This is a genomic window from Pseudoalteromonas sp. PAB 2.2, from assembly GCF_001938575.1.
Lineage (GTDB): Bacteria > Pseudomonadota > Gammaproteobacteria > Enterobacterales > Alteromonadaceae > Pseudoalteromonas > Pseudoalteromonas lipolytica.
This window is the reverse complement of record NZ_LYPI01000027.1, coordinates 1-12,052: the sequence shown is the minus strand read 5'-3', so window position 1 is coordinate 12,052 and position 12,052 is coordinate 1. Positions and strand designations below refer to the sequence as shown.

At 42.2% G+C, this 12,052-nt stretch carries 11 protein-coding genes and 1 pseudogene; 10 read left to right on the top strand and 2 right to left on the bottom strand.

Annotated elements, in window-relative coordinates; genetic code table 11:
• Positions 1-36: 36 nt before the first annotated feature.
• Positions 37-543: a glycine cleavage system protein R gene (locus BWD47_RS19415; protein ID WP_036973316.1), complete on the bottom strand. Its 507-nt coding sequence runs from the start codon at positions 541-543 to the stop codon at positions 37-39.
• Between the two features lie 346 nt (positions 544-889).
• Between BWD47_RS19415 and BWD47_RS19410 the strand changes: the two genes are divergently transcribed.
• The 10 genes from BWD47_RS19410 to BWD47_RS19365 all read left to right on the top strand — a co-directional run bounded on the left by BWD47_RS19410 (position 890) and on the right by BWD47_RS19365 (position 11,715).
• A complete protein-coding gene (locus BWD47_RS19410; protein WP_075594510.1) occupies positions 890-3,124 on the top strand; it encodes an ABC transporter permease subunit in 2,235 nt (744 codons plus the stop codon).
• A 15-nt stretch (positions 3,125-3,139) separates the two neighbouring features.
• Complete coding sequence (gene pstA / locus BWD47_RS19405; RefSeq protein WP_036973315.1) at positions 3,140-4,789, top strand: phosphate ABC transporter permease PstA; 1,650 nt, start codon at positions 3,140-3,142, stop codon at positions 4,787-4,789.
• A gap of 26 nt (positions 4,790-4,815) precedes the next feature.
• Positions 4,816-5,643: a phosphate ABC transporter ATP-binding protein PstB gene (gene pstB / locus BWD47_RS19400; RefSeq protein ID WP_036973314.1), complete on the top strand. Its 828-nt coding sequence runs from the start codon at positions 4,816-4,818 to the stop codon at positions 5,641-5,643.
• 47 nt (positions 5,644-5,690) lie between these two features.
• The gene (gene phoU / locus BWD47_RS19395) at positions 5,691-6,392 is read left to right on the top strand and encodes a phosphate signaling complex protein PhoU (protein WP_036973313.1); all 702 of its coding nucleotides are present in this window, start codon (positions 5,691-5,693) and stop codon (positions 6,390-6,392) included.
• Between the two features lie 149 nt (positions 6,393-6,541).
• The gene (locus BWD47_RS19390) at positions 6,542-7,219 is read left to right on the top strand and encodes a TIGR00153 family protein (protein ID WP_036973312.1); all 678 of its coding nucleotides are present in this window, start codon (positions 6,542-6,544) and stop codon (positions 7,217-7,219) included.
• 42 nt (positions 7,220-7,261) lie between these two features.
• On the top strand, positions 7,262-8,530 hold the full coding sequence (locus BWD47_RS19385) for an inorganic phosphate transporter (protein WP_036973311.1): 1,269 nt from the start codon (positions 7,262-7,264) through the stop codon (positions 8,528-8,530).
• An 84-nt stretch (positions 8,531-8,614) separates the two neighbouring features.
• Positions 8,615-9,541, top strand: a complete 927-nt coding sequence (locus BWD47_RS19380) for a hydrogen peroxide-inducible genes activator (protein WP_036973310.1) — start codon at positions 8,615-8,617, stop codon at positions 9,539-9,541.
• 123 nt (positions 9,542-9,664) lie between these two features.
• Positions 9,665-10,207 (top strand): RNA polymerase sigma factor, encoded by a 543-nt coding sequence (locus BWD47_RS19375; RefSeq protein ID WP_075594509.1) that lies wholly within the window; start codon positions 9,665-9,667, stop codon positions 10,205-10,207.
• Positions 10,200-10,799, top strand: coding sequence for a hypothetical protein (locus BWD47_RS19370; RefSeq protein WP_075594508.1), 600 nt, complete (start codon positions 10,200-10,202; stop codon positions 10,797-10,799). Before BWD47_RS19375 ends, BWD47_RS19370 begins: the two co-directional genes overlap by 8 nt.
• Before the next feature lies 1 nt (position 10,800).
• Complete coding sequence (locus BWD47_RS19365; RefSeq protein WP_075594507.1) at positions 10,801-11,715, top strand: hypothetical protein; 915 nt, start codon at positions 10,801-10,803, stop codon at positions 11,713-11,715.
• Positions 11,716-11,763: 48 nt separating this feature from the next.
• On the opposite strand, the pseudogene BWD47_RS19360 reads toward BWD47_RS19365, so the two are convergent.
• A pseudogene (locus BWD47_RS19360) lies at positions 11,764-12,052 on the bottom strand (IS4 family transposase); the annotation flags it as partial.

Sequence of the window (12,052 nt, the reverse complement as noted above, 5' to 3'; positions counted from 1 at the left end):
GGTATCAAGGGTTATTTGTGCCCTTATAGTCGTTGATTAAGCATCTTCTATATCAACAATAAGATCGGTGGTAATCGATTCAAGCGCACTGATGACTTCGTCTTTGTTCATCCCCACTGGTAGCGCAACGGTGGCCACCGCGCTAAAAATAGGCACTCCCCAATTTGGCGCACTCTGTTGTTTTGAATTGAGATGCGTAATGTTAGCGCCTTTGTGGCGAATGACACTGGCAAGCTCTTGCACGATGCCTGGTCTATCGTTACCGGTGATCACAAAATTAATTTCTTCAGAAGGCACGTCAGGTAAGGTATCAGTGCCGCGCTCAATCCTTACCTCTAAATGCGGTAAGCTGTGCAGCGCATCTTGCAATTCTTGCAAGTGTTCTTCAGGAACTGCGGCTTCAATAATGCCCGCAAAATGGCCCGCTAAATGACTTAAGTTACTGGTTAACCAATTGCCATGATGGCTTAAAATCGTGGCTGAAATATCTTCGACGAGGCCCGGTTTATCGGGACCTAAAATAGTAATTACTAACTGCTTCATATTTAATTCTCTATAAAAAGCCTCTGAAAAATGCAAAAAAGGAAGGAGGCGTTGGGTTAAGATGATTCTTATTATTGAAAAAAATAAGTCACATTGAGTATTAATGCTGATTTAACGTTTGTCCAATTTTTTCCATAGAGTAATAAAAAATTAGCGATAACAAATTGTTAGCTTAATTCCTTTGGCATTCTTAGAGTATTGTTTTTGGTAGTATTTTGGTCATGTTTTAGGGATAAACCCCGTATCTAAAATACCTGTTTTATTACACTGAAATATGACGTTTGTAACAATACTGTCATCTTGGTGAAATATAATGCGCCCAACGTTAAGATTTAAGGGTGTTTTGATGACTTCCAATCCGAATAAACCGACCTTTCATACGGATAGAAGCCGTCTATTTAAAGATCGGTTTGCCAAGTGGGGTATTTCCGCAGGTGGTGTAATGGTGCTTGTCGCGCTGTTACTAATTTTCTTTTACCTTCTTTATGTTGTTCAACCTATTTTTGAATCAGCAAAAGTAGAGACACGTAACAGTGTAAAACTACAAAATGCGTCAGAAATTGTTGGGCTCGGTATTGAAGAACAAACCGAAGTTGCCTTTTTACTAGGCGAAAAAGGCACGGTTGATTTTTACAATGTTGAAAAACAACACTTCGGTAAAAAAATCACCACTCTTAACACTGAACTCCCCAGTGATGTAAGCAGTTTTGCAAGCTCAGCTCCTTTTCAAGGGCAATACGCTTATGGCCTTGAAAACGGGTCTGTTATGGTTGTGGTGCCGAAGTTTTTGGTCACATTCCCTAACAATGAGCGTCAATTAACGCCTCGTTTAGATTACCCTCTGGGTAAAGTGGCGTTAGAAGTTGATGAGCAAGGCGCTGCCATTAAGAAGTTTGCATTTAGCCATTACGAAGATAAAACCGCGGTGGTTGCGTTAACTGCGGATAAACGTGTTTTATTTAGCAGCTTTTTAGCTGAAGAGAACATGTTCACTGGCGAAGTTGAATGGAGCGTTGAGCGCACAGAGCTTGATATTGATGGCCGTGTTGATGAGTTATTAATGTCGCCAGATACGACGCGCACCTTGATTCGCTCAGCTAACCAAATTTATGTTTACGATACGCGCTATCCGTCTGAGGTAGAGCTTATTCAAGTACTTGCTGCAAACGAAGAAAACGCAAACCTCGTTTCTACGCAATTACTTGCCGGTGCAAACTCATTGATGCTTGCCAATGATAATGGCGAAGTTTCGCAGTGGTTTGAGGTGAATACCGACGAAGGCCGTGAGTTTCAAAAAATTCGCGCGTTTGAAACCAGCAAACAATCAAAGTTAAGTATTTTCACTGAATTCTATCGCCGCACTTTCTTTACTGCGGGTGCCAATGGCGAACTAGGCATTTACTACACCACCAGTGAAGCAAAGCTGTGGCAAGGTAAAGTCAGTGACGGCCCAATTGATAATTTCGCAATTGCGCCGCGTTCAAATGCTGCACTTATTCTTGCTGATGATGCATTGAAAGTGATTGAAATCCATAATGAGCACCCAGAAGTAACGTGGTCTGCATTATGGCAAGAGGTTTGGTACGAAGGTTACCCTGAACCTTCATACATTTGGCAGTCAACTTCAGCGAGTGATGATTTTGAGTCTAAATTTTCGTTAGTGCCAATTTCATTCGGTACCATTAAAGCCGCACTATACGCGATGTTATTTGCGGTACCAATTGCCTTATCTGCGGCTATCTACACCGCATATTTCATGTCGAGTGAGCTGCGTAAAGTCGTAAAGCCAACCGTTGAAATTATGGAAGCGTTACCGACCGTTATTTTAGGTTTCTTAGCCGGTCTTTGGTTAGCGCCGTTAATTGAAGAGCATTTACCAGCGATTGTGGGCTTACTGCTGTTACTACCGATTGGTATCTTACTGACTGCATTTGGTTGGAATAAGCTGCCAGCTTCTATTCGTCACCGTGTGCCTGAAGGTTCGCACTCAATCTTATTGATTCCGGTTGTGCTGTTTATTGGTTGGTTGTCATTTGCGATGAGTGGCACAATTGAATCATGGGTATTCGATGGTAATGTTCGTCAGTACCTCACCAATGAATTAGGCATGACATTCGACCAACGTAACTCGCTCGTTGTCGGTATTGCGATGGGCTTTGCGGTTATCCCCACTATTTTCTCGATTGCAGAAGATGCGGTGTTCAGTGTTCCTAAACATTTATCGAATGGTTCACTGGCACTCGGTGCAACACAATGGCAAACACTGGTACGTGTGGTTCTTCTTACTGCAAGCCCAGGTATTTTCTCAGCAGTGATGATGGGTCTTGGCCGTGCAGTGGGTGAAACAATGATTGTACTTATGGCAACAGGTAACACGCCTATTATGGACTGGAGTATTTTCCAAGGTATGCGAACACTTGCAGCGAATATCGCGGTTGAAATGCCAGAGTCAGAAGTAGGCAGCTCGCATTATCGCATTCTATTCTTAGCAGCGTTTGTACTATTCATATTCACATTTATTTTCAACACAGTGGCTGAGTTTGTTCGTCAGCAACTGCGTGATAAATACAGTTCAATGTAGGTGGAGAGACACGACATGGTAAAGCAGTGGTTTAAGTCTGGTTCTCCTTGGATTTGGATGACCGGTGGTGCGGTGAGCATCAGTTTAATCTCAGTTCTTGGTTTGTTAGCCATGATTGCTTGGAAAGGTTTAAGCTTTTTCTGGCCATCAGAAGTTATTCAACTTGAGTTACAAGGCTCAGTTGCAAAACAAACTGTGATTGGTGAAGTTTATGATCGTGAGCTCGTTGCAAAGTCACGTATTGAGGCAACAGGCGTTGATTTATCTCATTACGACAAAGAGCAGTTAGAACGTTTATTAATTAAAACCGGTAACCGTGAATACGTTGATTTAGATTTCCGTTGGGTATTAGAAACCGATATCAAATCACGCACAGCGCCGGCTGAACTTGCCGTATTTGAGCGCAGTAAAAATGGTAATTTTTACGGCTATGTTGACCAAGTTATTAAAGACGGCGAAGTTATCACAGAGAACAAAATAGACGTACTCTATGATCTTGTTGAGCGTGCTGTTGAGTTAAATGACCAAGCACTTGATCTGCAAAATGGCGACATTGGTCACATTAACTATGAACTTGAGCGCTTACGTTTAAAAGAAAAAGCGTATCAGCTTGATAATGAACTTACCGATGAACGTGTTGCAGAGCTGGCAGCTGCCCGTGCTGAGCTACGTGAAGAATACTCGGTACTTGAAAAACAACTTTTTGCGCTACGCAAAGAAGCAAAGCGTGACCAAGTAACCGTAAAAGATATGCGCGGTGAGGTTGTTACATTACCACTTTATCAAGTGCTTGATGTGTGGTTCCCAAATGACATGGGGTTCTTTGCTAAGTTAGGTCATTACTTTGTACAGCTAGGTAAGTTTGTGTCAGACGATCCGCGCGAAGCAAACACCGAAGGGGGTGTATTCCCTGCGATTTTCGGTACCGTGTTCATGGTATTACTGATGGCCGTTATTGTGACGCCATTTGGTGTGGTTGCGGCAATTTACTTGCACGAATATGCAGCCAAAAATGCTGTCACGAAGATGATTCGCATCGCCGTTATCAACCTTGCGGGTGTACCGTCTATTGTTTACGGTGTATTTGGTCTGGGTTTCTTCGTTTACATGTTGGGTGGCAGTATTGACCAATTATTTTACCCTGAATCATCGCCAAGCCCCGTTTTTGGTACGCCAGGTGTGATATGGTCGGCATTGACCCTTGCGATTTTAACCTTACCTGTGGTTATCGTTTCAACAGAAGAAGGTTTATCACGTATTCCAAGTACTGTTCGCCACGGTTCATTAGCACTGGGTGCGACAAAAGCTGAAACCTTATGGCGTATTATTATTCCAATGGCCAGCCCAGCGATTATGACTGGATTAATTTTAGCGGTTGCACGTGCCGCGGGCGAGGTTGCGCCACTTATGTTAGTGGGTGTGGTTAAAATGGCGCCTACATTGCCACTAGACGGCAACTTCCCATACGTACATTTAGATAGAAAATTTATGCACTTAGGTTTCCACATTTATGATGTTGGTTTCCAAAGCCCGAACGTAGAAGCGGCGCGTCCGCTGGTATATGCCACGGCATTCTTACTGGTTTCAGTAATTATCGCCCTGAATATCACCGCGATTGGTATTCGTAACCATTTACGCGAAAAGTTTAGAGCTCTAGAGCATTAATACAGAATTTTTATAGGTAGACAGAGATGATTACAGTTGCACCACACGTAAACCAAGCGAAAAGCGCGGCAAAACTAGACTTAGAGAATCTAACCGCAGAGCAAACTGCGTTAGAGATTAAAGATTTAGATCTATACTACGGTGATAAACAAGCGCTTAGCGGCGTGAATATGAAGATTCCCAAAGGTCAGGTAACAGCGTTTATCGGCCCATCGGGGTGTGGTAAATCGACGCTGCTTCGTTGTATTAACCGTATGAATGATTTAGTTGATAGCTGTCGTATCACCGGTGAAATTTTACTACATGGTCATAACATCTACGATAAAAGTGTCGATGTTGCCGCACTGCGTCGTAATGTTGGTATGGTATTCCAACGTCCGAATCCATTTCCAAAATCAATCTACGAAAATGTTGTTTATGGCCTACGCTTACAAGGAATTAAAGAAAAGCGTAAATTAGACGAAGTCGTTGAGCAATCTTTACGTGGTGCTGCATTGTGGGATGAAGTAAAAGATCGTCTTCACGATAGTGCATTTGGCCTATCAGGTGGTCAGCAGCAACGTCTTGTGATTGCGCGATCAATTGCGATTGAGCCAGAAGTGCTCTTGTTAGATGAGCCAACATCGGCACTTGATCCAATTTCTACATTAGTTATTGAAGAGCTCATTAACGACTTAAAGAATAAGTTTACCGTGGTTATTGTTACTCATAACATGCAACAAGCCGCGCGTGTATCAGACCAAACAGCGTTTATGTACATGGGCGAATTGATAGAGTATTCAGATACCAACACCTTATTTACGACACCAAGTAAAAAGAAAACAGAAGATTACATCACTGGCCGCTACGGCTAGTCGAATAAAACACTTGGTAACGTAAACGAATTTTATAGAGGTAGACAATGGAACATAATATTAATAAGCATATTTCAGGTCGCTTTAATGAAGAGCTTGAAAATGTTCGTAACCATGTACTTAGCATGGGTGGCTTAGTTGAGCAGCAGTTAAATAGTGCGCTTGATGCGGTTAGTAAAGGTGATGCAGAATTGGCGCAAAAAGTCCGTGAAAACGACTACAAAGTAAACGCCATGGAAGTCAATATTGACGAAGAATGCACACGCATTATTGCACGTCGTCAGCCTGCTGCTAGTGATTTACGTTTAGTTATTGCGATTGCGAAAACAATCGCCGACTTAGAGCGCATTGGTGACGAAGCAGAGCGCATTGCAAAAGTGGCGCTTGATTCATTTACCAAAGATCAACAAGATCTTCTTGTTAATATTGAAAATATGGGTCGCCAAGTGTCGAAGATGCTTCATGATGTACTTGATGCATTTGCCCGTATGGATGTGCAATGTGCCTTCGAAGTTCACAAAGAAGATGCAAAAGTTGACCGTGAATATGAAGCAATTACGCGTCAAATTATGACATATATGATGGAAGATCCACGCTCAATCCCTAAAATTATGGATTTAGTGTGGTCAGTTCGTTCACTTGAGCGTATTGGCGACCGTTGTCAGAATATCGCAGAATACATTATCTATTTTGTGAACGGTAAAGATATTCGTCATACATCTCAAGCAGATATCGAAAAGTCGCTGTAAATTTTTAAGCACTTTTCATTTTTAAACCGAGCGGCTTTAGGCCGCTTTGTCTATTATTGGTGATGTCAGGCAGAAAAAGCGTTCAAAATCGTACACAATGCTGTAAAATTCGAACCTGCCAAAGCATACTAATTTATAAAGGGTCAGTTATGCCTACAAATGCATTTTTAGGGGTTTTTGCTAAATCTCCTATTAAGCCTATGGAAGATCACATTAAGAAAGTACATCAAGCAAGCAAAGCCTTGATCCCTTTCTTTAATCACGTTTTTAAAGAAGAATGGAAAGAAGCGGAGGAAATCCGTCTAAACATTCGTAATTTAGAACGTGAAGCGGATGACATGAAACGTAACATTCGCCTTCAACTACCGCGCGGCTTATTTATGCCAGTTGAGCGTACCGATTTGTTAGAGCTTGTTACCCAACAAGACAAAATTGCGAATAAAGCAAAAGACATTGCAGGTCGTGTAATTGGTCGAGAAATGACGATTCCGGTAGAAATTCAAGAAGATTTTCTTGCTTATGTAACACGTTGTGTTGATGCGACAAAACAAGCATCAAAAGCAATTAACGAGTTAGATGAGCTACTTGAAACGGGCTTCAAAGGTCGCGAAGTGACTTTAGTAGAAAAAATGCTCGTTGAATTGGATGCAATCGAACAAGACACGGATGACATGCAAATCAAAATACGCCGTCAATTGCGCGCCGTTGAAAATGAACTAAACCCAATTGATGTGATGTTCTTGTACAAGATCATTGAGTGGGTCGGCGATCTAGCTGATATTGCAGAGCGCGTAGGTTCTCGTCTTGAGCTGATGTTAGCTCGTTAATTTAAAATCAGTTCAAATACGAAAAATTAAAGGTTTCACACAATGGATATCATTGCAAATTACGGCACTTTTTTAGTTTTAATTGCCGCAGCAGTCGGTTTCTTCATGGCTTATGGTATTGGTGCAAATGACGTTGCCAATGCGATGGGTACATCAGTAGGTTCAAAAGCACTTACTATCAAACAAGCAATTATTATTGCGATGGTGTTTGAATTCGCAGGTGCTTACCTTGCCGGTGGTGAGGTTACATCAACTATTCGTAAAGGAATTATCGACGCCACGCCATTTATTGATATACCTGAGCTTATGATCTTAGGTATGATTGCCGCGTTATTTGCTGCAGGTAGCTGGCTATTAATCGCCTCTTTCCTTGGCTGGCCTGTATCGACTACTCACTCAATTATCGGTGCGATTATTGGTTTTGCTTTAGTGGCTGTTGGCAGCGAAGCAATCCAATGGAATAAAGTACTGGGCATTGTGGGGAGTTGGATTGTAACACCTGCAATTTCGGGCTTTATTGCTTACCTTATCTTTATGAGTGCGCAAAAGCTTATTTTTGATACCGATGCTCCACTTAAAAACGCTAAGCGCTTTGTCCCTGTGTATATGGGTCTAGCGGGCTTCATTATGTCTTTAGTTACGATTAAGAAAGGCTTGAAGCACATTGGTATTAACCTAGGCGCTGTTGAGGGTTACGCACTTTCTATCGCGATCGCTGTCGTGGTTGGTATTATTGGTAAGTTTGCTATTTCACGCTTAAAAATTGATCCTAAAGCTGACAAGAAAATGCAATTTAATAACGTTGAAAAAGTGTTCGCGGTATTAATGGTATTAACAGCTTGTTGTATGGCATTCGCCCATGGTTCGAACGATGTTGCAAACGCGATTGGTCCACTAGCTGCTGTTGTAAACATTGTTGAGCACAACGGTGAAATTGCTAAGAAAGCCGCTATCGCATGGTGGATTCTACCACTGGGTGGTTTGGGTATTGTTGCTGGCCTTGCTATTTTAGGTAAGAAAGTAATCAAAACAATCGGTGAAGGTATTACTCACTTAACACCTAGCCGTGGTTTCGCTGCTGAGCTAGCTGCTGCATCAACGGTTGTTATTGCATCAGGCACGGGTTTACCAATCTCTACAACACAAACGCTTGTAGGTGCTGTATTAGGTGTTGGTATGGCGCGTGGTATCGCAGCGCTTAACATGGGTGTTGTAAGAAACATTGTAGTTTCTTGGGTAATTACATTGCCAGTTGGCGCAGCCCTTGCTATTGTTATTTTCTACGTACTGAGAACAGCCTTCGGCGTTTAAAAAGTACTAACAGACTTTTAGCTTGAAAAGATCTCAATGCCCTAGGTATTGGGGTCTTTTTATTTGCAGGTAGTAAAAAAGAGTATGAATAACTTACCCAGTATTAAACAACTACAATATTTACTCGCCGTTCATCAGCACCAACACTTTGGTCGTGCCGCAAGTGCCTGCTTTATTGGTCAGTCCACGTTAAGCAGTGCGATTCAAAACTTAGAAGAAACCTTAGGTTGTCAGCTTATCGAGCGTGAAAATCGCAGCTTAATGTTTACTGCCATTGGGGAAGAGGTCGTAGAGAAAGCACGTAAAATCATTGACGATACGCTAAGTTTGAAAGAACTCACCAAAAGCTTTTTAACCCCGTTAAGTGGTAAGTTAACCTTAGGCGTGATCCCTACCATCGCCAGCTTTATCGCGGCGCCGTTGTATCACTTTTGCAAGCAAACATTTACCGAGCTTGAGTTAGTACTTGTTGAAGATACCAGTGAAAAGTTACTGGATAAGCTTGAACACGGGCAAATTGATATCGCGTTGCTTGCGTTGCCGTTCGATACCGAAAAGTTTCACACCCAAGTGCTCGCTAAAGACCACTTTAGCTTAGTTCACCATAAAGATTATATGCCAGCGAAAGGTGTCGAAGACTTTAACTTGTTGCCCGATGCCAGTGTGTTTTTGCTAGAGCGAGAGCACTGTATGACAGGTCATGCCTTAAGTGCTTGCCATTTAAATCGCTCAAGTTGCATTAACCCGTTTGAAGCGGCCAGCTTACATACGTTACTGAGCATGGTTGAGCATCAACTGGGCGTTACTTTTTTACCGCAAATGGCGATTAACGCCGGCATTCTAGAGAAAAAAGACATGGTGGCAACGCCATCACAAAGCGACGCATACCGAGATATTGGTATTGTGTGGCGTAAAACCACCGGGCGAATCCGCGATTTTAGGCTGTTTAGTCAACAGTTAGAGCTGTTTCTTGCCAAGCAATGCAGCTTACATACCCAATCAGCAGAATAAATTGCAGCCCCAAATAAAAATTTGGGGTTTTTTATTATTAAAGCAAACTATTTTTTTCCTTCCCTCGACTAACTTTATACATTACCCCTTTTTACGATAGATAAATAACATGACGAGGCTACCGTGTTTTTTCAATCACTCGACACATTAATTGCCAAGGCGCAACAAGGCAATAAACGGGCATGGTTGAAATTAGTGAAGCAATATGAAACGCAGGTCTATAACTATTGTTTGCGAATGTTGAGTCACCCTGATGATGCAATGGACTTAATGCAAGAAGTGTTTATTTCTGTGTATAAGAGTTTGCCTAGCTTTCGAGGAGATTGCAGCTTTAATACTTGGCTTTACCAAATCGTGCATAGACGAAGTGTTGAGTATTATCGTCGCCGTAAGCACCACCAAAGCCTAGATGCTTTACCCGAAGAAGCCTGTGAGCGTAGTGAAATAGAAGCGAATCAACAGCAATCTCAACAGCATAATGAGCTTAAAAGTATGATGAACAATTTGCCGTGGGAGCAGCGTTTGGTTGTAGAGTTAAAGTTTTTTCAGCATTGCACATTTGAGGAAATTGCAGAGCAGTTAGGTATTTCAACTAATACTGCTAAATCAAGATTATACAGTGCGTTAGGTAAGTTAAAAGTGCATTTGGAGGCAGTAGATGGCTAATTTAGAGTCGTTATTTACAGCATGGCTAGAAGGTGAAAGTTTAACGGAAGAGCAAATTAGGTTGCTCGAAAGTAATCCTGAGTATGCCTTGATGATGGAAAATGCGACAAAGTGGCAGCAGCATAGTCTTAACTATCAACCGTTACAAGTACCTGACTGGGATCGTGGTTCTTGTATGCCACAAACGCAAAAGCAGGCTGTGTATTTTGGTTCTGGTTTATGGGCGATGGCTGCGTCTATCGCATTGTGTGCCTGGTTATTAATAACCAGCCCAGAACAAACAGACTCACAGTTGCTTGAGCAAGTGGCTAAGCAAACTCGTTTATTAGAGTCACAACAAAAACAAATAGATCAATTGCAGAACATGCTAACAGCACAAAATGACATACAGCAACAGCATATGTATCAGCTAGCGAAAGAAGCGATTAAAACGGGTCGTGTAGAGCGACAAGAAGATATTGCCAGTGTGCTTGCTTATATCAAAACGCAACGCGCCCAAGACCAAGCATACTTGCGTATGCAATTGAATGATTTAGCAGAGCAAGTGGATGGCCGACCCATGCCAACCGTTGCCAACAACGTGGAGTATTAAAATGCCAAAGAACATGATAGCCAGTGCGGTGTTATTGCTATGTGGTGTAGCAACAGTGAACCCAGTGTTTGCACAAAGTAGTGATGAGTTAGATAAAATTCAACGTGAAGTGGGAATTATGGAAAAAATTCTTACGGCTGCTTTAAAGCAAGATACGGATAACAAAGTGAGCAACGTGTCAGCAAGTTATTTACAGCACCAAGGTGTGGTGTTTAGTTTTGACGTGCGGGGGTCGCGATGGTCAACTATTTTTGCATCGGTGCCTGATGCTCCTTTGCCACCTATGCCAGATATTAATTTTGATGAAATAAGCGACATTGAGATTCTTGGTGACCATGTGCAGGTGATAAGCGACGCTGTGGTCGTTAAAACGCAAGAAGCGTATCAGCACGCGATGGAAATGATGCGTGAAAGTGCAGAGCAAGTCCGTGAAGTGGCTGAGCAAGAGCGTGATATTAGCCGTGAAATTCGTGATCTTGAACGCGAAAAACGTGATATTGAATTTGAGCGTCGTCATGATAAGGAAGCTGAAAATCAAGCACTTGAGCAACGTAAAAAAGAGTTACAAGCCTCTATTAAAGAGCTTGAAAAAGAGCAACAAACGCTGTCATTGAAGCAGCAAAGGTTACGCAAACAACTTGCAGAGAAAAAGCAAGCGCGCGCAAAAGAGCAGCAGCAGCAAATGATGGCCCTAACAAACAGTGTAAATAACAGTATTGCATTATCGTTGTGTGATTATGGCAGTGGTTTACGAAGCTTACCCGACGATGAGCACGTCAGTGTTGTTATTCGCGGACTCGATCAGAGCAAAAAGGATCACATTAAAGTGTTTAAAAAAGCAGATATTAAACAGTGTGTAGTGGGGAATATTAAATCGTCGCAACTACTCGAACGTGCATCAAGCTATGTATTTTAATTAATTGATTTTCCAACCAAAAAAGCAGCCTATAAGGGCTAATGCCGTTCACTTAAGGTGAGCGGCATTGTATTTTCGAGGGTATCGGCTTGGTTTTTTCTTAACGACTCTAGGGAAGGATCTTTCTCGCCTGGGCTCAAGTATTAAACTCTCACTCATTGAGTAGAAGTTTTGGAGTTGCCTCGGGATTGCTCCCGGTGACGAGTATGGAAGCCCTACTATTAGGCGCATGATATGAGCCAACGCCCCATTGAAGCTAAGTTGATACGGCAAGTAGTCTCCATTTAAAGTATTACACATCTGCACCATTTGATACCTGACCAAGTTATAGGTCAGC

Excerpts from the sequence above, each read along its gene's own strand:
- BWD47_RS19380 (WP_036973310.1), top strand. The coding sequence starts at position 8,615 with ATGAATAACTTACCCAGTATTAAACAACTACAATATTTACTCGCCGTT.
- pstB (WP_036973314.1), top strand. The coding sequence starts at position 4,816 with ATGATTACAGTTGCACCACACGTAAACCAAGCGAAAAGCGCGGCAAAA.
- BWD47_RS19365 (WP_075594507.1), top strand. The coding sequence starts at position 10,801 with ATGCCAAAGAACATGATAGCCAGTGCGGTGTTATTGCTATGTGGTGTA.
- BWD47_RS19385 (WP_036973311.1), top strand. The coding sequence starts at position 7,262 with ATGGATATCATTGCAAATTACGGCACTTTTTTAGTTTTAATTGCCGCA.
- BWD47_RS19415 (WP_036973316.1), bottom strand. The coding sequence starts at position 543 with ATGAAGCAGTTAGTAATTACTATTTTAGGTCCCGATAAACCGGGCCTC.
- BWD47_RS19410 (WP_075594510.1), top strand. The coding sequence starts at position 890 with ATGACTTCCAATCCGAATAAACCGACCTTTCATACGGATAGAAGCCGT.
- BWD47_RS19390 (WP_036973312.1), top strand. The coding sequence starts at position 6,542 with ATGCCTACAAATGCATTTTTAGGGGTTTTTGCTAAATCTCCTATTAAG.
- BWD47_RS19370 (WP_075594508.1), top strand. The coding sequence starts at position 10,200 with ATGGCTAATTTAGAGTCGTTATTTACAGCATGGCTAGAAGGTGAAAGT.
- phoU (WP_036973313.1), top strand. The coding sequence starts at position 5,691 with ATGGAACATAATATTAATAAGCATATTTCAGGTCGCTTTAATGAAGAG.
- pstA (WP_036973315.1), top strand. The coding sequence starts at position 3,140 with ATGGTAAAGCAGTGGTTTAAGTCTGGTTCTCCTTGGATTTGGATGACC.